Below are 24338 nucleotides of genomic sequence, written 5' to 3'. Positions count from 1 at the left end.
TCACCCTCCTTAAACATTACACTCTATCTGCGATTTCAGTTCTATTTGTTCCTCTGCAGATACTCCTTTGGTTACCAGTATTCTTTCAAGCAGCATCAAGCAGGTATCCGTCTCATCATGGGTGACCGTTCTGTTCTCCCTCTCAATGGCTCCTTGAATTTCGACCAGCTTCTTATAAGATTCAATGACACCTTCGGAATATGCCTGAGTGTCCCAATTATCATTGATAGTTGAGACAGCAACGGCCATGCACCTCTCCACAAACCCTGCAGACCGGGTAGAGGGTACAGACTTGCACAGCCTGCTTGCCAGCTTGTCCTTTAGCTCTGCAAGGTCTTGATCATTGTCAAAGGAGAAGGCGTCCGCGTTCCATGATGATTTGCGGATTAATTTTGTCAGTACATCTTTGGGTCCCATTTCAACAAATAGATCCGCCCCGGCTTGAACAAGATAAGCCATTATTTGTTCCCATTGCACTGGCCGGGTCATTTGCCGGAGCAGCGAAAATCTGATATCTTCCGGTTCCTGATACGGTTTGGCTGTAACATTGGATATAACCGGCCACTTCGTAGGCCTCCACTTTATTTCCAGCAAATCAGTGGCGAAGCGTTCAGCGGCAGTTGCCATTAAAACAGTATGAAAAGGTGCAGGCACTTTTAAGGGAACAACCGACGCCCCTTCTCTCTCTAAGGCTCTCGCCGCTGTGGACAGAGCTTCAGTATGACCTGCGATGACGTATTGTTCCTTAGAATTGTAATTTGCAACAGAAACGAACACTCCTTGTTCGGAGTGTTCATGGCACAAGTTATTAACAGTAGACAGCGGTACTCCCATAACTGCTGCCATGGAACCGGTCCGTGAAGCAGCAACTTCCTCCATATATCGGCCCCTTGCATCTATTAGGCGTAAGCCATCCGCATACGAGATACCGCCGGAGCATGTAATCGCTGTATATTCGCCTAAGCTATGCCCTGCCATGAATGAAGGAGCCGCATTCGTTTCTGTCATGTACGCATGGAAGGATGCAACACCCATGATATAAATTGCAATTTGATTCAAATGTGTGCCTTGGGACAAATCCATCTCTTCATCTAAACATATTTGCGCTACATTCCGATGAAGAATATCGCTTGCTTCTTCAAACACCCGCTTAGTGGAAGGAAAACGCGACATCAGCTTGCTTCCCATACCCTTGTATGGAGAGCCTTGACCTGGAAACAGCAGACATATCATCAGTTCGACTCACTCCGTCCTTTTCGTGACAGTATAACTAACGATTTTGCATAGAAGCGGATAAGTTCCATCATTCGTTGCTTCTTAAGCTTCGCGTTGTTGAAATGGCAGACGATCTTGACTACACCGTTTCTTTGCTCTATCACTGTAACCACTAGATCCGTCCGCATTGCTTGATTGTGACGGGTAAAGACAGGAATCATCCGATCCTTATCAACCGGCTGCTTTAAATGATTCATAAACGTATCTCTGTCGTAATGATTGTCTGTTTCACACTTCCGCTCTTTATAGGCAGATCGGACTGTCTGCAGAATGTCGGCAAAATCAGCCTTTTCAAAAGGCAATGGAACAATGGATGAATTATGATCATAGCTGCCATAGACCATCACTTGCCCGTAGCCGGTCTGATCCAGCAGACCATAAGCGAACATAGATACGAGTATATCGAATAAGCCAACATCTATCTGCTGCGCAATCAGCTTTAACGATGTAACAGAATCGCTGTCCAATTCAGTGGATATCGACACTGTATCCACATAATCAGTTTTACCTGCCAGGAAGTTATCCGGGACGGCCAGCTGCTTCAAAGAGGCTTTGCTTGGATCAAGACCTCCCGATGTAGTATCCAATATATTTACCAAGCTTTTAATGGTCGGGTAAGTAAATAAATCGGCAACAACAATCTTGCCGGGGTACATTCTGTTAATTTCGTCGTACATATGGATTACCTGGATCGAATTACCTCCAAGCTCAAAGAAATGATCGTATACGCTTATCTTGTCTCTTCCCAATATCCTCTTCCATAAGTCAACGATGAAGGTTTCCGTTGCTGTCTCCGGAGGCGAGAATTGGCCTGCCGTCTCTTCTGCCAACTTTTGGACTTCCCGCAATTGCTTATAATCGACTTTGCCGTTGGCCGTTAAAGGGATCTTGCTGATTAAGGTAATAAAATTGGGAATCATATAATGCGGCAGCCGTGAGCGGATACTCTCCCTGATCATTTTAGGGCGTTCTTCTGCGACTGTATAAGCAACGATATTGTCTTCGCCATCCATCGTCTCCACTGTAACTATGACGGATTCTACACCGCTGACATTTCCAATTACGCGTTCAATCTCCTTAAGGTCAATCCGGTAACCCCTGACTTTGACTTGATTATCAGTTCTTCCGATGAAATCGATACGCCCATTTGACAGCCATCTTGCAGCATCGCCAGTTCTGTACAGAACTTCGCCCTTTATGAATGGACTTGGAATAAACTTCTCCATTTGAAGCTCATCTCTGTTCTGATACCCCTTAGCTATGCCCGTTCCGGTTAAATAGAGCTCTCCAGGTATTCCCACAGGTTGCGGAACCAGCATTTCATTAAGAATATAGACCTTTGTGTTGGCAACTGGGATCCCGATAGTTATTGTTGTCTCGCACTCCAACCGGCGTTGGTATGTCGCTACTACGCTGTTTTCTGTTGGTCCGTACGCGTTTACAATTTCTATATGGGGCATCAGCTCTACACATTTTTTCACGAGCTTTTCATTTACCTGGTCACCGGCCAACGTAATGACTTTCAACGATTGGAGGTGCTCCGGTTCAGAACAATCCAGAAGCAGCCTCATCATTGCCGGAACCGTGATGAAGTGGGTAACTTGCTCGCTTTTGATTAGGTCTCTTACTTCAAATACATTTCGTGGATCATTCACAAAAACCGACTTAACACCACTTGTCAACGGCGTGAATAAACTGGCTACATAACCGTCGAAGGCCGGAGAGAACAATTGAATGAAGCTGTCTTCCTGCTTCAACTGATATTCCGCTCTAAACCATGAAATTGAGTTATGTATCCCCTGATGAGAGATCAGAACTCCCTTGGGATAACCGGTTGTCCCCGAAGTGTAAATGACATAAGCAGTGTCGCTCGGTCTAACCCCAGTCTTAAATGGTGTGCTGTATCCATTGGTCAACCTGTGAGTGTCAATAGCCAGCACGCGGCCTGTAAATTCAATTCCCTTCAAATAGTCCTGTTTTGGTGACAACAGGATCTGGCTTCGGCTATCTTCCAGCATAAAATTCTTTCGTTCGGCCGGATATTCGGGGTCAATTGGCATATAGGCGCATCCCGCTTTAAGAATTCCCAATATACCTGCAACTGTCTCAACCGAGTGATCTGTCATGATGCCGATCACATCATTAGCCCCAACCTCCTGCTTATGCAGCATACTTGCTATACGCCCGGAAATAATGTCTAACTCCCCGTATGTCATCTGTGCAGCATTGGTCTTTACAGCAATAGATGACGGGTTGGCTGTTGCCTGCTGCTCAAAAAGGTCTACAATCGTCTCATTCTCCTTATAGGTACAGTGAGTCGAGTTCCACTCATCAAGAAGCAAACTTGTTTCAGCTTGGGACATAAATTCAAATTCCAGCAGCTTTTTAGCCGGTTTATGAATAATTTCATGGAGAAGACGTACATAATGATCAACAAATCTTGACATATCAGCTTCTTCATAAAGATCCGTGCAATACTCCAAATATAGGGTTAACGAGTCGTTCTTCTGGACGATTTCGAGCGTTAGATCCAACCGGGAAGTCTGCTTTTTGTAGGGATAATCGCTAATATGCAGCCCCTCTACCGTCTCCTGTTCTCCGAAGGCATTCTGCAGCACAAACATCACATCGAAAATCGGATTGCGGCTTACATCCCTGTACTTATAGAAATTTGTCACCATATCCTCGAATTGATAATCTTGGTTATCATACGCTGATAAGGACATCCTCTTCACGTACTCCAGAAACTCATTAAATGAAAGCTCACCGTTTACCTTGGCACGCATCGGCAGCGTATTGACAAACATCCCGATAATATCTTCAAGGTCCGATATAGAACGACCTGATACAGGAGTTCCAACCACAATATCCTCCTGAGAGGTATATCGCATAAGCAGCGTGTATAATCCGGCAAGTAAAACCATAAATAAAGTGGTTTTAGAGGTCTGTAAATAAGTGTTGATTCTTTGGTACAGCTCACTATCAATATCATAGATGATCGTGTTCCCTGTGAAGCTCCGCTCGTTAGTGCGTGCATGTGCGAACGGCAACTCCAGCAGTGGAATATCACCTTCCAACTGCAACTGCCAAAAGTCGGCTTGCTTCTTTAACGCATCATTCTGCAGCAGCGAACGCTGCCAATTGGCGAAATCCTTGTACTGATAGCCGGGATCCTGTAAGGCCTTGCCCAAATAAATATCGATTAATTCCCGGGTGAAAATGTTCATGGAGATGGCATCCGAAATTATATGATGCATATCCAAAATCAACATATGCGTATTGCATACATCACGAAGCTTTAGTAATTTGATTCGGAACAACGGCACCTGCCCTAATTGAAACTGTCTTACGAGTTGACTGATTTCCTCTGCAACAGAAGCATAATTGACTTGCGCAAACTCCAGTTTGATGTCTGCATCCGGATTGACCTTCTGAACCACTTCTCCATCTCTAAAGTGGAAGGAAGTCCGCAGAATAGCATGCCGTTGAACCATTTTTTTGTACGCGCTTTCAAGTCTGGCATAATTAATTTCACCTTCAAGCCTTCTGACAATTGTCATATTATAGCTCAAGTCCTGTTCATTGACCTGATTTAATATATACAACCGTTTTTGGGCGGAAGAGGAAGGATAGTACTCACGATCTGCTATTTTTTTGAGAGGGGGAGTATTCGCCCTTCTCTTTTTTGAAGAAACTTCCGCAACGAATTTAGAGAATTGCTCCAAAGTTCCATGCTGAAAAAGATCCGAGATCATTATGTCGATAGTGAAGCTCTTATTGCACTGATTGATGATTTTCATGGCACTGATGGAGTCTCCGCCGATTTCAAAAAAGTGATCATAGAGATCTATCTTTTTGAGGCCCAGTATTTTACCCCATATACCGGCCACGGCATGCTCCTCTGGAGTGTAAGTGTTATCCTCTCTTCCGGTGAATTCAAAGGCATGGATGGTCCCATCCTGAGAATCCCTTCCATATAATTGACGATATTGTCTAACCCTCTTACTCAAACTGTTTGATAGAGAGAACGGCAGATTGTCCAATATGAATATTTCACTGTTATAGTTCAGTTCGCCAAGATATACTGTCGTGCACGGAGACCGAAGAATATCTGCCAATCCGCTTAATGCCGAATCAGTGGAGATCATATTAAACAATAAGCGGTTCTCATACACCATGTGCGGATTGCTTACAGTCTCGTTCCAAATCGGCCATCCGATGGTTACCGCTGGGGTCCCTGCTCTTCGCCCGTATGTGCTGAAGGAGTCCAGATAGGCATTCGCCGCCGTGTAATCCCCTGAGCCAGCCTGAGCCAGTATCGTAATGACAGAGGAGAAGGGAATGAAAAAGTCCAGCCTCATATCTAATGTTTTTTTATGTAACAGCCATGTCCCATGAACTTTGGGAAGCAATGTCGCCCGGAATTCATCCACGGTCTGTTCCGTCACTGGAATCCCTTCCCTGTCGAACCCGACTCCCGCACAATGCATAATCCCGTGAATGATACCATGCTTTTCTCTTATTGCAGAGATGGCCTCCTCCAATTGCAACTCATCAGCTATATTCCCCCGGTAGATCTCAACCACGGAGCCATTGGCCTCGATTTCTTCGATTTGCTTCACTATTTCCCGGTGCCGCTCGTTTCGCACTGTATGCCATTCGGCTCTGTCCGGAAATACGGACCGGTTGACTAAACATAAAGTAACATTTTGCTGTGCGGAAAGAAATTGCGCGACCCGCAAGCCGATTCTGCCAAGTCCGCCGGTTATCAAATAAACGCCATTTCCCCTGATTTCAATAGGTGCCGCAGATCCAACCTGGTTATCGGCTTCCGCTAAAATTTCTGTATAGCGGATACCGTCACGATAAGCAACTTTAAAATCGGAGGCAGCAGAAGCAATCTCTCTCGCAACTATTTCAGCTGTTGTTGAAGCATCGATATCCACACATCTGCATCGGCACAGGTAATGCTCCATCTCGATTACTTTGGCAAGCCCGAAGAGAGAAGCATTCTCAGGCTTGATCGCTTTTTCCCGGCCGTCTACTTCATGCACATGATCCGAAATAATAATAATTTCATGCTTTCTATGGGTCTGGGCAAGTCTCTGGACCAACGGCAACAATCCGAGCACACCATTTCGCTGGCTGTTGTCTAATTCCTCCAAAGTTTCAGGTGTTCTTTTGTGTAGGGTTGCCATATGAATGACTCGGTCTACAGCACCAAACGGAATTTCATGCAAAGTCCGCTCCCAATCAGGACTTTCCAAGTCAATCTCTGTGACATTGAATCCATTGTCCGTTAATCTCTTCGTAACTTGCCCACATAGAGGAGATTTATTTTTTAATAGCACAATACTTCCGGTCTCCCGGGCTTGCTTATGCGGGCTTTGTTTTTCTATCCATTGTGCCTCGTAAAAACTCTGCAAAGGCTGCTCATTGCTACGTACCGCAACATTGCCTTCTAACCAGCACCTTAGATCATCGAAGGAATATGTCGGAAGACTCAGTCTGCGGCGAAATGTACCCGAATACATCGTCTGCCAATCCGGTCTCGCTCCTTGTACATACAAGCTGCATATCTGATTCACAGCATCTTCCGAGCACTCCCTTGCCCGGGCCATTTCGGCCAGCAGCAGGTTTGCTTCAAGCGTCATTTCTTTGATCTGGAGCTCAGAGAGATGATGCGGATTCCGTTCATCCTTCTCAAAAACAATTTTATGCACACCATAATAAATCCCTCTGCCTGACTGCAGGTATTCACCATCGGCAATTACGCTTTGCAGGGCTGCTAACAGTTCTTCAGTACTTGAGACAGCAACCGCCATACGGATCTCGTAATGCCCCCGCCCGACATTTGTTGTGTAACAGAGATCGTGGTAACAAATATCAGGATTCTCGGTTAAATAGACCATATAGTTCTTCACCAACCGCTGAAAAGCAGTATGGGATTTCGCGGACAATGTGAATATCGGAGCACTATTATTCGGATTGGACTGCATTTGGTAATGGTCATTATATTCCTCAAGAACAATGTGACTGTTTGTACCGCTCACCCCAAATGAACTGATCCCGCATCTTCTTGGCAATTGGTCAGTATCCCAGTCATTCAGCCCATCGTTAAGATAGATGGGCGTATGTACGAAAGGAATATTCTGATTGGGATAACGCACATGCAATGTTGGCGGAATTTGTCTGTGCATCAGCGATAGAACGGCTTTGACTAATCCGGCCATACCTGCGCAGTTATCCAAATGTCCGATATTACTTTTGACGGAGCCGAGTGCACAGAATTGTTTTTTATCGGTAAATTTAGAGAAGGCATTTTTGAGTCCTTCAATTTCTATCGGATCACCCAATTTCGTTCCGGTTCCATGTGCTTCCACATATGTCACCGTCGCAGGATCTATACCGGCATCCTTCCATGCTCTGCAAATGACGTCTTCCTGGGCAGCGGGGTTAGGAGCTGTTATCCCAATGGTATTCCCATCCTGATTTATTGCACTGCCTTTTATGACTGCATATATATGATCGCCATCATCCACCGCTTTGCTTAAAGTTTTGAGGACAACAGCTATGGACCCCTCTCCCACACCAATTCCATCGGATTGATCGTCAAATGCTTTACAGCGGCCGTCTTTTGCTTCTATACCGTACTTCTCCGTGCTTTCCACGGGCAGAACATGCAATTTGATACTGCCGACAATAGCTGTATCACACTCCCCGTTGCGCAGCCCCTGGCAAGCATAGTGAGCGGCTACCAATGAGGATGAACAAGTTGTGTTAAATACAACACTTGGCCCCCGCAAGTCCAATTGATAAGATACCCTGCTTGCAATGATCGCCGATAAGTTACCGGGTACAGCGTAAGTTAGCGAATCTTTGCCCAACTCTGAAATCATATGGATGTAATCATTATCGGCACCGTAACCAACATACACCCCGGTCATGCTGCCGGCTAACGTTCTCCCTCCATAACCCGCATCCTCTAAGGCTGCGTAGGCGGTCTCCAGAAAGACCCGCTGATTCGGATCCATTAATTCAGCTTCTTTGGGCGATAAATTAAAATAAAGAAAGTCAAAAGTATCAATACGGTCCAAGTATCCCATACGGGCATATTTAAACCGCTGACCGCCGGTGAAGGACGATTCAAGGTCTTTTCTTCGGATATCCGGAATATGACTGATGGAGTCGATTCCTCCCTTTAGATTGTTCCAAAAGTCATGAATCGAGTTCGCTTGAGGAAGTCTGCCGGAAATACCGATAATGGCGATGTCTTTCCCGTTAATCGACCGCCCGTCCCATTCCGCTTCCCAGTTTTTTGTTACAGGCTCTTTCGTGAACAGATTCTTTTTCATATTATTTCATCCTAGTAGTAAGATTTTACATTCCTTCAAATACTATATTCGCATAAGATTTGATCAATCGTTGTCAAATACATTTCAAGCAACGAGGATATTTCTTCAGCATTATCTAGTAACGAATGAAAAGTCCATTTCAGCTTAATGGTTCCCTTAACCGGCTTATCAACCATCAATAGAAGATCGAATAACGAATTCAGCTCCGATTCCGACCTACAGCATTCTTTGAGATACACCATGGGAAGCAGCGTATTTTTCACCTTGCTCTTTATGACATGTGAGAGCGGAATTATTCTTCCATTCCCCATTGTTTGCCTCCGTAATTCGTTGACCAGCTGTTGGATATGGTCTATATTGCCGAAGTCCACTGCAACCGGTGTGATACTGTCTAAGGAATGAACCATCGTATAGAGATAAATCTGCTCAGAGGCTGCTATCTGATAGAGAACATAAATGTAGGCCGACATTATGATTTCCGTCGGCTCGATTATATTTTCCGCAGCTCCTTGCTCTAACCTCCGGGTCAAGCTTTCCGGTATCTGCATATACCTTATACTTAAATGTCCCTTGTCCGAAACAGGATGGTCTTCCCTGAGGATTTCAACGCCTTCGGAAATGGCCGTTTCCTTGAAAGACAGATCGGCTCGTTTGTTGTTTTGACTTGTGATCAGCAGAGATTGGGCCTTAATTGTGGGAGAAGTGAACAAATCCGTTATTTTAACCGTTCCCGGATATGTTTTCTCAATATAGTTAAATAATCTTACCAGCATGACCGAATTGCCGCCGATCTGGAAGAAGTTATCCTCCATTCCAAAGCCGCCTGCCCCAAGCGCTTGCTCCCATCCATCCCGCAGAAACAGCTGAATTTCGTTCTCTGGTTGAATACCCTCACTATCCTTATAGACTGATACTGGTTCAATCTGCGGGAGAGATCTCTTGTCAACCTTTCCGTTGGGTGTAAGCGGAAGCTGCTGAAGCTGCATCCAATATTGGGGAATCATATACTCCGGCAGTTGTTCCGATAAATACGAGACGATTTCAGCGGACCGTAAGGGATTGTCGTTGTCGGTTACATAATAGCCAAGCAGGCAATCCTCGTTAAATGGATCCTTGCCCATAATGACAGCGCATTCCTTAATATGGGGATGGGAGCCGATATGCATTTCAACCTCTGTCAACTCAATACGGTAACCTCGAAGCTTGACCTGACTGTCAAGACGCCCTAAGTGTTGTATGTCTCCGCCGGGGAGCCATTTCCCCAGATCCCCTGTCTTATATACCTTTGTTCCATCTGCTCGTAGTGATACAAACCTGCTATCTGACAGCTCCGGTTGGTTATAATATCCTGGAGATAAACCATCCCCGCCAATGCAAATTTCTCCTTTAATGCCCGGAGGCACGAGATTTCCGAATTCATCCACAATAACGATCTGCGTATTGGCGATGGGTCTTCCTACAGAAATCTTCGTATCCCCGGTTAATTCCTTAATGGTTGACCAGACTGTAGTTTCAGTTGGACCGAAGAGGTTATATATCCGGGCATTGGTATGTTGATTCAAATAAATCAGCAATTGTAATGGAAAAGTCTCTCCTCCCAGCAGAATCTCTTGAACGCCTTGCAGGAAACCTGTATCCTCTGTGCCCTGAATCAGCAAGTTCAAGCGGGAAGGCGTCATCTGAAGCATCTTGATCTGATATTTCTTAATAGCAGATTTCAACCGCTCAGGATTCCTCTGCTCGTCATCAGTAGCCAAGATGATCTTCATTCCACGGGTAAGCGGCAAAAGCGATTCAACAAGAAATATGTCAAAAGACATACTCGTAACGGCAAGTATACTCTTCTTACTTGAGAAGCCGATTTCTTTGGTAAGCCCATGAATGAAGTTCATCACAGATCGGTGGGTAATCTTTACCCCTTTTGGTTTCCCCGTTGACCCGGAGGTATAAATCACGTACATGAGATCCTCAGGTACAGGCGCGGGGAACTCCGCCGGTTCGTAATCCATCATATGCTCAGGGTACTGCTCCAAAAAGATGTTCCGTACCTGGTGCCCACAATCAGCTGTCAAATCATTCCGGGTGAGGATAAACAGCATGCCCGAATCTTCAATCATATGGTTGAGTCTGTCTGCCGGGTACCCGATATCCAGAGGAACGTAAGCAGCCCCCGTTCTGATTACTGCCAATATTGACACAATCATATCAATGCTGCGCTCCATGCATATTCCGATAAGCATACCCGGTTGTATATCTTGCTTAATGAGGTATCGTGCAAGCCGCTCTGTCTTCTCATATAAATCATGGTAGGTTATCGCAGCTTCTCCGCAGATAACCGCGATGCTATCAGGAGTATCTTCTACTTGTCTCTCAAAGAGATCATACACAGTTGTATCTGTGTCATATTCTGATCCGGTAAGGTTCCATGATGCCAACTCATTATATTCTTTATGGGTCAACATGCTGATTTCATCAATGCCAAGATGCTGATGGGTAATAACTGTACCGATCAAATGTTTGAAGTGCTCTGTCATTCGTTCAATGCTGGAACGATGGAACAATTCGCTGCAATATTCGAAGGAACCCTTAAGTCCCTCGTTTGTTCTTCTCATATAAAGTGTCAAGTCACATTTGGACGTATTATTGTCGATCTCAAGAATCTCCACCGTAGCTTGACCAAGCTTCATTGGCTGCATCGGTGAATCTTGCATGATCAGCATCACTTGATACAAGGCGGAATGGGACAATTCACGTTCCAGCCGAAGTCCGCCGATTATCCGGTCAAACGGGAGTGTCGCATTTGACATCGCTTCCGCGGTAGTTCTAATTACTTGCCTTATGACGTCACGGATGGCGGGATTTCCCGACAACCCGATCCGTAGCGGCAAAGTATTAATGAACAAGCCGACCAGGTTTTCCACTTCTTTTGCATCCCTGCCGGCTACCGGAGTTCCAATAATAAGATCAGGATTACCCGAATACTTATACAATAAGATACTGAATAAGGACAGCAACACCACAAAAAGCGTGGTATTCTCTTCTCTGGCAAGTTGCTGCAGTGTGTTGGCGGTATCCTGCTCTATATCAAAATAGAGGGTGTCCCCCTGAAAGGATTGAATTGCAGGGCGCAACAAATCGGTAGGCAAATCCAAAAAGCCCGGAGCCTCTTGGAGTTTACTCTTCCAATAGTCCATTTCAGCACTCAGCTCATTCGTTGTATACTTTTTCCGCTGCCATTCAGAATAGTCGGTGTATTGAATAAGCAACTCAGGTAATTTATTTCCTCTCTCCTGATAATACCGGTATAACTGGGTCAACTCCCGTTGAAGAATGCCTACTGACCACCCGTCTGAAACAATATGGTGTACGCTTGCTACCAATATATGCTCATCATCACTGCACTTTATCAGAAGTACACGAATTAGCGGAGCCTGTGACAAGTCGAACGGAGCCCGAGTTTCACGCATGATCCATTCATCTGCAGCTGCCTGCCTTGCTTCTTTGGGCACATTTTCAAGACTGACCAGCTGCATCTGAAACGGAACTACTTCCTCTATTTGCTGAAGCACCTTTTCTCCATCTGCTACAAAGGATGTTCTTAAGGTTTCATGCCTGCGGATAATCTCCTTGAAGCACTCTTCGATATGGGACACAACAACCGGTCCGCGCAATAAAAGAGCCATTGGGATGATATAAGCCGGGTTACCCGGCTGAAGCTGATCCATGATCCACAGTCTCTGCTGTGAAAAAGACACACTTGGATTTATGTTGCGATCTCTTATGGATATAGGATGAATATCCTTTGACTTCAAACCTTTTTTCTCCATAAATTTCTTCACGAATTTAGCCTTCTCAAAAGCATAGCGTTCCAATGGATCAGTAAGCTCCACATCTTCACCCCAATTTGTTTACTTTTATTTGCCAGCGATTTTATCGAAAAAAGCTGCTATCCTCAGTTTGTTGATGCAGTCATCTGCATAATTTTCCAATTCTTGAACATCTTCCTTTCTCATTATGTCATACCGGTTCATAAGATCTGGCAGCATGTAATAAAAAATTAAAGCGCGTTTCGAGACGTTGAAGGGATTGTACAGCTTGGTGTAAATTTCCTTCATTCTTCCGACAGAATGAAACGTTCTTAAAGGCCTTGGTAAAGGTCTATTCTCTTCGTATTCGCCGTGACGGTGAAGTTCAACCCTCATACCATTAACATAAATAATCTTGAAATTTTTCCGGAGTGCAAAGTTAATCGCTTCCTCAATCCGGTCGATGATGGGTTCACCTTTATCATTTAAAGAGGTATTGCATACAATCGGCACACCGGTCTCTTCGTTAAATTTCTCTATCAGTCCATACAAGAGATCCTTCTCATCTTTTTTTATCGTTTGTATTCTCGCACTGTTATCCAAATGCAGGATGGCAGGTACCTGATTCTTTTTATCCTCTCTGATGTGGTAAGTATGAAGCATGTAAGGTGATTTTTCTGAACCATCAAACCATTCCTTTAAATGCTCTTCTAAAATAATCGGAGCAACGGGCCTCCACCATTGTCTGTCTTTAACCTGATTCAACAGCGTTTTGGCATCATTGTACCTCGGGTCGGCAATAATGCTTCGATTTCCTAGTGCCCTTGGGCCTATTTCGGACCTTCCATAAAACCATATAAAAGGCCCATTGATCAGGTCCCGGACAGCCTCTTCCGGATTGAACTCACTTATGGAAAGAATGTGCTTCTGATATGGCTCTGATTCTATAACAGTTAATAATCCGTTGTGCTGATTACCGTAATAGCTGTTTCCCAATGAAAAATGAAAGGTATGTATTTTTTTGTAGAAAGCATATAGTGCAATCCCCATGGACATACCGGTATCACTGACACAAGGTGTACTAATAAACCCTTTAAAATTATATTTTTGCATTAAATAAGTATTTGTCGGGCAATTCAGCGCAAAACCACCAGTAATGGAAAGATAGGTATCTTTTCCCTCTATGCCGGACCGCTCTAATAAATTCTTGACATTTAGGTCCATGATCCGAATTGACATCTTCTGAATTTCTTTCATTACCATACTGATTTTATTGTCCTGGTAGTCAAAGGCTTTGTCGAAACCATTGAATACAATGCCGATATCTTGTTCCGTTGCCTGATCAATGTTTTTCTCTAAACCGTCAATATAATCGGAAATGACTTGATAAGAATTATTGAGAACTCCGGTCGTTTGGAATAAGAAAGTTTCTTCTTCCACATCAAGAAGCTCACTGGTACTTGCCGAAGCAAGCGCCATTAGCGTTCCCTCCCGCAGATTGTACCGAAGTCTGCAATAGGCCCACAGCAATGCCGGCGAGTAAAGCGGATAAAACTCGATTTGTCCATTCTTCACTATGCAACCAATATAGCAATATTTATTATCTCGATAAACATTTGGATCATTAACATGATCGGGACCGTGGTCAACCGCAAGACCGATAATGTTGTCATTTTGAAGAAGCCGAGTTTCGGAATAAATAGCGGAAAATAAATGTGCTACGCTGTGATATGCATATTCGGGAAAATCTTCGACAGAATGGTAATCATCTACGGTGTCCAGCCCGGGTGAACCCCAAACCTCATTCATATCATTCAGCGATAACTGGTACGTATCCAACAGGGAATTAATCACTCTTCTCGCCTGATCAATGTCCAGAAATGAAGTGGAATGTTGTTTATAGCCCGTCAATCGTTCCAATTCCCAATAATGAATAAGCTGGACATGATCCCCCTCTTTTTTCCATAACGATACATTTTGATCATGCCTGATTTCCAAATCCAGAATATGTGCCTGTGTATTGATATCTATATAAGCCGATAAGTAATATCCATCTTTCATTGCCAATACCTCCAGCCTAAGGTTTGATTTCATTAATCAGGATAATAACAAAATGCCGGGCAGCGGTTATTGAATATTTCCGCTTTGACTCTGACCTCGTATTCGTGCGGGTCGGTTATTTCGTTTGCCAGACGAATCAGGCTCTTCATAATCTTGATATCTTCAATCATGTACTCCAGTACATAGCCTCGTCCTACAACCTTCAAATGGGTAACCCCTATATCCATAAGCTTTCTGATCTTGCATACACCGCAGCCCTCGTTTCCAAACCTCGGATAATCATAACCTCTTTTCTTTTCCGGGTCCGCGAGTTTTAGACGGTCTCTGAACATCTCCATACTTTTCAGCTTATCTCCAACCTTTGGAAAAATATTCGATTCATCGTCCAACTTAGAGGTTTTTTGCGGGATATAACATGCCGGTAAAAGCTCGTCACAATGCAGCGAATTACAAAAACCTCCGGAAAACGAACAAAGTGCGTTGAGTATAAACGCTTCGAACTCGATCTGGCCTTTCACGCCCGAACCATTAATCAGTTGTTCCATATTCGCAATGGGTATTTTTCTCGGGAACACATACCTTGAGACCTCAAATTGGTTTAACAGCTGAATCGTCCGGTGATTAATGGCTTCAATCTCGCCGCTGAAATGAACCGTGCATTTAATTCCAGCTTCCCGCAGATAAATGACCAAAGCCAAATCGGCAATAATGAACGTTTCAAATCCGATGTCCATTAAACTGTTTACAATTTTGGTAATATAGGGATATAACTCATTTTGGTAATAATGTGCATTAAAAGTTATTTTAACGGGAATTCCATAGGAATCCGCCATTCGCTTCAGGATCTTCATGCTGCTATAGCTGGTCATATTGGTTGCCTTCGCCAGATTTTCTCTCCGGTTCAACGGAATAACGGAAGAAAATTTATTGAGCCACTCAAAAGGAATAAATCCGCAAAAAAATTCATCCGCTCCAGCTTCGGCCAACGGTTCAAAGTTCCTGATCTCTGATAAAGGAGATAAAATTTGCATACCAGTATCCTCCAATGATAGTTAATACACTGACAAAACAATCCTATCAATCCCGCTGGCGATATAATCATCCAAGCAGGATGAATCCTGCAGCAATGACGTTTCAACCCCGATAATACTGTTGCCGAATCCGAATATATCCAAATGCTTCGGATAGCTGAAATAAAACTCATTGCAATACTGCTGGCATTTTACGGCAAGTCTCTGGTCGCTGCGGTTTGTACTGGTACACTCAGCATACAAGGGACAATAAACCGAAGTATTGATCTGGTAAAAGGGAAAATGTAAGCTATGATTCCCCTCCGGAATACGATTTTTCAGCTTATGCGACTCGAATTCGTATCTCTCGATCCGGTGTTTCAGCAGAAATTGTCTTAAATGCTCTGTGTTTAGATTATTCTCTTCAAAAGCAATGGACCTTTCTTTGAAGCCCCACATAAAGCCTACTCTGGAATCTTTCTTTCGCTTATTCAGCAGCCGGCCAAGAATGGGCTTGAGACGTGTCGTTTGTTCGTTGATTATCCCCAACATTCCCCAGTCATTGACGCTGAATTCCACCTCTGTGTCCTGCTCGATGCACCAATTGTCGATAAATTGGATGATTCGCTCAACGCTTTCCACAGAATTCTCAAGCAAATAGGGATATGAAATCACAATTTTCAGTCCCAAGCCATGGGCTTTAGCAAGAATTTTTTCCAGCAATGGCTTTGCCGGAAATAGATTGTGACAGAATTCGTTTCCAATATAGATTGTACGGACCGCTTGAGTGAACAATTCATGCTCTTGAAGATTTAACTTAGTAAGCATCTTGTACTTAAACGCAGAGAAATCCATTTGAAAAAAATCAATATATTGGAAAAATCCTGATATTGAAATAGCTAAATCTGTTTTTTCCGATAGGGAACGAAATTGTTGCTTCTCTTCTTCCGATAAGGTAAAGGAGAACAGGCCTTGCAGATGCTCCTGGTATTGCTCTGAAAAAACGGCATCCTCTTCAAAGGGATACTTCGGTTGCTTGGCATCCAAAAAGTCTAAGTCATTCAATCCATCCGCACTAGCTTGTTTGGCAACGTTCATTATCCGGTTGATTCTGGATAAAAACTCATGAAATTCCGCTCCATCCTGACCCTCAATCTGAAAGGAAGCGATAATTATCTTATAGAACCGCATATCTTCTATATGTGATGTCTTACAACAAAGGCGGAATTTTTTATACTGGAAATCGGCATAATCAAACATTTGTATATCCAACCCAAAAGCTTCCTTTTCTATTATGGAAGGGCTTTCAATAATAACCTCATCATGTGTAATACTTCTGACTCGAATATCTTCTCCATTTCTAAAACCAACAACCAGCGTAGGAGACATTTGTTCGGTGTTAAATCTCATTTTATTCCTCCTGCCCATAGTAGGCTTCGCTTGTAATTATCATAATCACAACATGCCCTGATACTGTTCTTCCCACTTTGAGAGCTCCTCTAAAAATTCATCCACGGTATCCAGATCGCCGAAAAATTCAATAATTTTGCCCGAAATGTGATGAATCGTAGGGTAAAGAAACACATCCTGTACTTTCAGTTCCAGATGAAACTTGTTATTGATGGCATTAATCAAGCTTATGCCAACCAATGAATTACCGCCCAAATCAAAGAAATCATCATACATTCCAATGTTCTCAACCCCGAAAATATCCTGCCACAATTCACTAATAGCCTTCTCAAGGTTATTACTGGGCGGGGCATATCTTACACTTAACTCCGGTCTTTGATACAACGTAGTGATGTTCGGTACATCCGTGCCGCTGGTGTTCAAATGCACATTCATCCAGGAGACCTTGTCCTGAGCAGTAATAAGATAAGCTCCATCGCTCATGCTAAGTATACTCCGCAGAATATTTAGAGTTTGTCGCTTATCCGAACCCCACTCCCACGCGGCCGTCTGATATGGACGACTTGCATAAGAGCAGTTGTTCAACAACAACCAAGCCGGTAAGCCGCTGCTGATATCCTTGTCAAATAAGTGGAGGTGTAAATGCAGCATAGGCTTCATCCCGTAGTCCTTGTCAGTCCAACGCAGGTCTGGTGCAGAACCCTCTGATGAATCGGAGAAACAAATGATGCCATTAACACCGAATTCGGATTCACAAGCATCGCGGTAAATTCTAAGCGTATGCTCCTCATCATTTCTCTGAATCTGTTCCCATCTGACTCCATCTAAGCTTCTATACTCTCCGCTCGAACTGTCAGCCACCGCAGCAATTCTGCAGCCCATCTCTGTGAGTAAGGCGATCATTTCCGCTTCCCGTTGCTTGATATCCCCCATAATAAACAAGGACATAGCTTCATCTCCGGCAGAGCTTGAACAGACGCTGTTCTCTTCGGTCCATTCTATAACCCATCGATAGCCGTTGCGGTATACCGCGATGGTCGAATCCTGTCCCTGCTCAAGCTCCATAAGAAGCTGCGCCGCACACTGCTGGTATTGCTGTTCGATCTCCATATCAATCAGCTTGCAGCGTAGATTCTTTGATATGTTATTGAGTGTTAAGCAGCACTTGTTGTAGATGGACGCATCCGTTCTTGTCGGTTCATTTCCTATCACATGGAACAATCTTGACCCGATGAGATAGATCCGGAGAATCTCATTAACCAGCACCTCCCGGAAGAGCCGTTCCAGAATGGACAGCGACTGTTCTACAACTGCCTCCTCCTCATTGAGACCCCACATATACAATATTTCATCCGGCAGGGAGCCAATTCGATCCATGATGCTGATATAATCATTCATTCTTGTGGAGTTGATGTAATATATCCCGTCCGCCTCAGAGAAGTCCTCTGCAGGGAAAATGCAGTATACCTCATTTCCTTCGTCAACCAATTGCCTTTGAATGGAGTCAATAAGCTCTGAAGGGTACCCGAAGATACATACCCGTCTGGTATTTTGCTTAACCCGCAAGCCCCCCAACGAAGCTCTCTTCCAGGTAAGTGAATACAGCGATTGTGATTCATCTCCCTCACGGCGGCTAAGCGTGTCTTGAGGAAGCCAATATCTTTGTTTGAAGAAGGGGTATGGTACCAAAGGCACCCTCCTGCGCTCTTCATTCTGATAAAAACGTTCCCAATTAAACGGAACATGCATTCCCGCTAGCATCCCTGCCGATTTTATGAGACTATAATGCTCACTGTATCCCCGGACGACATGTCCCATGGAGGCAATACATGGGACATCAGCCGATGGCTCCTCGACATTTTGTTGAATCAGGCTTGATAAAAAACGTCCTGGACCTACTTCTAGCGCAACACCTAAGCCTTCTCTCAAAAGCGACTGAATCCCCTTTGAAAAGTTCACAGTCTCACACATATGCCTGATCCAATACTCTGGGTCTGCCGCATCTTCATCCTTCATCCAATGACCCGTTACATTTGAAATATAAGGTATCGTGGGTTTTTTTAACGGAATGCTTTGAAGGAGCTCCAAAAACTGTTCCCGGGCAGATTTCATCATGTGTGAATGAAAAGCCTTGGAACCTTTAATGGCCTGATAGGCCACTCCCTGTTGCTGAAGTGACACCTTAAGAATATCAAGTTCGTCTAATGAACCTGCCACAACTGTTATACTAGGGCTATTTACTGCTGCAACGGACAGTCCCGGTGTCAAGGTTAAGATCGGAAGTGTCTCCTCAACACCCATGCAAACAGCAAGCATCCCTCCCTTTTCCGTGACCCTGTCTATTATCTGTCCGCGCTTCATAATGAGAAATAAGGCATCTTGAAGCGTAATGACCTCTGACAAACATGCCGCTACGTATTCGCCAATGCTGTACCCAATCATTGCTTTCGGTACAACGCCCCAGTGAATGTAGAGAACACTAATTGCGTATTCCAATACAAATAGAGAAAGGTGTATTTGACATGTACTCCATTCATCCGCTTGCCGTCTAAACATTATGTCTCTGATATCAAACCGAGCATGCTGCATAATAATCTTAGCGCAGCGGTCAACTGCTTCACGGAAAACAAGCTCGTTCTCGTACAAATCCTGTCCCATACCGGTATAATGCTCACCTAAGCCCGGGAACATAAATGCGACGCCATGCTGCGTATCTGCACGCTTCAGATAATGAAGTTCCAGCGGGTCTTTGGTTTCGAGTACTTCGATCAGCTCATTTACATCACTGCAAACAAGCATATAGGATTCTTTGAATCTCTTTCTCCCCACAGCCAAAGTGTAGGCGACATCCGCAAGCGATAACTCCGCATGGTTTCGAAGATGACCGATAACCCCCTCCACTGTATCGGTTAAGCTCTCCCACTTTTGGGCGGACAGAATAACTGGCAGATACCTCCTGGATTCTTTTGACGAATGTACAGCTGGTGCTTCCTCCAGAATAAGATGCGCATTCGTTCCGCCAATACCAAACGAACTGACAGCCGCCCTCCGCGGGCCCTCATGAACATTCCACGGCTTCGCTTGGTCGATAACGTAGAAGGGGCTTGTTTGAAAATCAATGTTCGGATTCGCAGACTGATAGTGCAAACTTGGGACAAGCATTGCGTTTTTAAGCATAAGGGTTGTTTTTATTAACCCGGCAATACCCGCCGCTGCATCAAGATGGCCGATATTGGTTTTTACCGATCCGATTGCACAGTATTGGATTTCATTTGTATAGTTCCGGTAAGTCTGGGTTAATGCCGCAACCTCTATCGGATCACCCAATATCGTTCCGGTTCCATGCGCTTCGACATATTGGATGGATTGGGGGTCCACACCTGCACGTGCAATTGCCTTGTCAATTACCTTGGATTGCCTGTTGACACTAGGAGCAGTGTATCCGATTTTCTCGGCTCCATCATTATTAATGGCTGAACCCTTGATCACAGCATATATGTGATCATGATCGTGGAGAGCATCCTCCAACCGTTTCAGTACAACAACACCTGCACCGTTCCCGCTGACAGTTCCATTCGCGCGTTCATCGAAAGCCCTGCACTGCCCGTCTTTAGAAATAACTCCGCCTTCGTCATGATACACAATTTCATCCTGCGGAATTTTCACAGCCACACCGCCGGCCAGAGCCATGCTGCACTCATCGTTAATAAGACTTAGGCAGGCCTCATGGACACACACCAATGATGATGAGCAAGCTGTTTGAATATTAATGCTTGGCCCGCTAAGATTCAACTTATAAGACAATTTGGTGGAGAGGAAATCCTTGTCGTTCATAAGCATGGTCTGCAGAACCCCATGTTTTTTTGCGATGCCCCAAGCTTGGCTGGAGTTTAACAGATATGTATTCATTCCTGTGGTGGCAAATACACCTATCTCACCGGAATACATCTCTGAATGATAACCCGCATTCTCAAGGGCATGGTAGGCACATTCCAAAAAAATACGATGCTGCGGGTCCATTAACTGCGCTTCCATCGGCGTATAGCCAAAAAAACCGGCGTCAAACATATCGATGTCAGAAATGACTCCCGAAGAATATGTTCTCGCTGCGCTCCCCGGCTCTTTCGGGAAAACGCTAATACTGTCAACGCCGTTCACCAGATTGCTCCAGAATGTATCAAGGTCTCCCGCTCCAGGAAATATGCCTGATATACCGATAATGGCTATGTCTGTTTCATGATGAGGGCCCATCTTATGAACTGGAAGCCGAACGTCAGACTCAGCCATGGTCAAGCCACTCAAATGTGACGATAATGCCTCTATCGTAGGATACTGGAACAACGTTGTTACCGGCAGATTCAACTGGTATTCCTGATTGATCCGGTTCATGATCCTCATTACGGAGAAGGAATTGCCGCCAAGATCAAAAAAATTATGCTGCGTATTGATCTCACTGCATTCCAGCTCTTCCCGCCATAATTCCATTACCTTTTGTTCGTAACTGCTCTTGGGAGCAGACCGCTCAATCCTCTTCTCCTCTGGACGGGTTATCTGAAACAGTCCTTGACGGTTTATTTTACCGTTTGGAGTTTTAGGGATATCATTAAGCTGTACCAGAGTCGAAGGAATCATATAAACGGGCAGGAAGCTAACCAAATAATTACGCAGGCCGGTTGTATCCAGCGGTTGATCGGATGTAAAAAATGCATGAAGATTGTCCTCTCCATGCTTGTTCTTCTTCGCAATCACAACCGCCTCTTTTACGCCCCCGAACCTTGCTATAAACCTTTCAATTTCCTCAAGCTCAACCCGGAAACCTCTGATTTTAATCTGGTTATCGAGCCTTCCAAGAATCTCGACACTCCCATTCGGAAGCCACCTTGCGGCATCTCCGGTTTTATACATTCTGCAGTTTTCTTTAAAGGGATGCTCTATAAACCTTTCTTTTGTTAAATCCGGGCGGTTAAAGTAGCCTTGTGACAGTCCCTCACCGGAGATATACAATTCACCGGCCACTCCAATTGGTTGCGGTTGAAACTTATGATTCAGAATATAGATCTGTGTATTACGGATCGGGGTTCCTATGCTGAGTTCCGCGCTGTCAGTCAGCCGCTTGACTGTGGACCATATAGTTGTTTCCGTCGGACCGTACATATTATATATTTCGCCCTTCATGCTATTTTTTAACTCTTCCAGGAGCGGTTCATGAAGGGGCTCCCCGCCGATCAACAAATGCTTGATCGCGTTTAGTGATTCTTTACCTGCATTTTTGTTCAGCAACAGCCTTAAGCGGGACGGGGTGCTCTGAAGAAAATCAATCTTCTTTTCCGTAATCATTTGGCCCAACCGTTCCATATCCGTCTGCTCAACTTCACTGGCAAGAACGATTTTTGCTCCGACTGCCAGCGGCAGCAAACCCTCCAGGGCAAAAATATCGAATGAAATCGTAGTGACTGCGGCAACTACACTAGTCTCATCCATTGGAATGCGTTGTAGCATGCCCTCTATGAAATTATAAAATGCCTTATGTTGAATCATTACCCCCTTGGGAGTCCCGGTTGAACCGGAAGTGTATATCAAATACATCATATCCGAAGGAAGAGGATGCCCATGGGTAAGCACGGAGTCATCCTCGGAAGATTGAACGAGTTCTTCCATAGAAATTGTATCAAACTTTGAACATACATCTTCATATCCGCTCTTGTCGGTAATGATAAGCTTTGTCCCGCTATCCTCAAGAATACTTGTAATTCTTTCCTTAGGATATTGAGGATCAAGCGGCAAGTACGATCCGCCGGCTTTGAGAATGCCCAAAAGGGCAATGAGCAGTTCCGGCTTCCTGCCAACCAATAAACCGACAACCTGATTGGCCCCTATTCCATGGCGACGCAGCAATCGGGCAGCCTGGTTTGATTTTTTATCAATATACTCGTATGTATATCGGTTCTCCCCTTGCTCCACTGCGATGGAATTCGGATATTGTTTGACTGAATCCTGAAGAAGACTAAGAAATGAAGTATTTTCCCCGTCCCCGTTATCCGTTTGGTTGAAATCATGAATTAGCTTATGCCGTTCGGCTGTTGTTAGTATGTCAATGGACTCCACCCATTCATTTGGATCAGCGGCCATTTGTCTCAGTGTATTTTCAAATTGCATTGCAAGGCCGGATAAGGCCTCTGCCGTAACTTGTGTTTTGGGTCCCCCTAGGAAATGCAATTCTATGACATCGGTCAGGACCACTTGCAAGGTAATATCGAAATCACTGCCTTCAAACATCGAGTAATTTCCCAACCGAAACGGCAGATTGTATGTTTTTTTGTTTATATAATCAATGGGGTAGTTCTCAATGATGATATTGGTATCAAACAGTTCCCCGGGAACAGTGGCATTGCAGAATTGTTTGATGTCAATCAGCGGTGTGTTATGATATTGCCTCCGTTCGATTAATTCTCCTTTCACTTTCAGCAATAGCTCTTGCACCGTTAGCTCTTCAATGAGATTGATTTGCATAGGTACCGTATTGATGAACAGTCCAATCATTTGCTCTACTCTCGGGATGCTGACGGGTCTGTCGCTTATAGTTGTTCCGAATATCACGGAATCGGTATTTTTATACTTACTTATGACAATAGCCCAAGCGGAATATAGAAAAGAAGCTGCAGTCAGTTCAAGATTTCTGCATACGCTCTCCATCTTTTCTTTAATTTCCGTAGAAACGACATGTGTATGCTTGAGATTAAGGTTATGTTCTTGTCTCCTGGAGTCCTTATCGGGAAACAGGAGTACCTGTTCTTGTAAATCAATTAAATGAGCACGCCAATATTCCCGCTGTTCTGCTGTATTGCTCTGTTTACTGGCTTTAACATAATCCTTAAAGCTGCTCTTGTTATTGGAATACTCGGAATAGCCCGCTAAACTTTCATAAGCAGTAAATAGATCATCTATTAAAATCACATTACTCCAACCATCAAACAAGATATGGTGATAGGTAAGCAATACTTCATAAGTATCCTTTGCCAGTCTTATCAGCTTCAGCCGCAATGGTTCTTTTTGGAGATCAATCAATTCCCTCCGGTCTTTCGTCTTCAAATCATTGACCAAGGAATTCCTTGTCTCAGCCTCAACAGCTGAATATTCATAGACCTTCACAGGGACCTGCATATGTTTCAAAATGATTTGTACCGGCTCTTTAATATTTTCCCAGCGGAATATCGTCCGCAACATTTCATTCCGCTGTACAACCATATTCCAAGCTGCCGTAAACATATTCACATCAAGAGTGCCTATCAGCTGCAATGATAACTGCTGGTAATACAATTGGCTATCAGGGTTGCTGATGCAATTGAAGAGTATCCCCTTCTGTAAGGGCGTTAATGCCAATATGTCCTCGATTTCGCGGCTAGGCGCCAATTTCATCCCCA

At 44.3% G+C, this 24338-nt stretch carries 7 protein-coding genes; all 7 read right to left on the bottom strand.

The annotated features are described in order from the left end of the window. Positions 1–9 precede the first annotated feature (9 nt). The 7 genes from fabD to C173_RS20420 are packed head-to-tail and all read right to left on the bottom strand — an operon-like array spanning position 10 to position 24333. The gene (gene fabD, locus C173_RS20450) at positions 10–1233 is read right to left on the bottom strand and encodes an ACP S-malonyltransferase (protein WP_036727795.1); all 1224 of its coding nucleotides are present in this window, start codon (positions 1231–1233) and stop codon (positions 10–12) included. Beyond that, complete coding sequence (locus tag C173_RS20445; RefSeq protein ID WP_036727793.1) at positions 1233–8630, bottom strand: non-ribosomal peptide synthetase; 7398 nt, start codon at positions 8628–8630, stop codon at positions 1233–1235. The genes fabD and C173_RS20445 overlap by 1 nt, the downstream gene beginning before the upstream one ends. A gap of 35 nt (positions 8631–8665) precedes the next feature. Then, positions 8666–12520 carry a non-ribosomal peptide synthetase gene (locus C173_RS20440; RefSeq protein WP_155991590.1) on the bottom strand — a complete coding sequence of 1285 codons (3855 nt, stop codon included), beginning with the start codon at positions 12518–12520 and terminating at the stop codon, positions 8666–8668. Positions 12521–12544: 24 nt separating this feature from the next. After that, on the bottom strand, positions 12545–14497 hold the full coding sequence (locus C173_RS20435) for a carbamoyltransferase C-terminal domain-containing protein (RefSeq protein WP_051478211.1): 1953 nt from the start codon (positions 14495–14497) through the stop codon (positions 12545–12547). A gap of 32 nt (positions 14498–14529) precedes the next feature. Beyond that, positions 14530–15528, bottom strand: a complete 999-nt coding sequence (locus tag C173_RS20430; RefSeq protein ID WP_036727789.1) for a U32 family peptidase — start codon at positions 15526–15528, stop codon at positions 14530–14532. Positions 15529–15549: 21 nt separating this feature from the next. Continuing rightward, positions 15550–16917 (bottom strand): hypothetical protein, encoded by a 1368-nt coding sequence (locus C173_RS32975; protein ID WP_051478210.1) that lies wholly within the window; start codon positions 16915–16917, stop codon positions 15550–15552. 45 nt (positions 16918–16962) lie between these two features. Then, positions 16963–24333: a hybrid non-ribosomal peptide synthetase/type I polyketide synthase gene (locus C173_RS20420; RefSeq protein ID WP_036727787.1), complete on the bottom strand. Its 7371-nt coding sequence runs from the start codon at positions 24331–24333 to the stop codon at positions 16963–16965. Positions 24334–24338 lie beyond the last annotated feature (5 nt).

Origin of the sequence: Paenibacillus sp. FSL R7-277, from assembly GCF_000517965.1 — a bacterium.
GTDB lineage: Bacteria > Bacillota > Bacilli > Paenibacillales > Paenibacillaceae > Paenibacillus_AQ > Paenibacillus_AQ silagei.
This window is presented reverse-complemented; position numbering and strand designations above follow the sequence as displayed.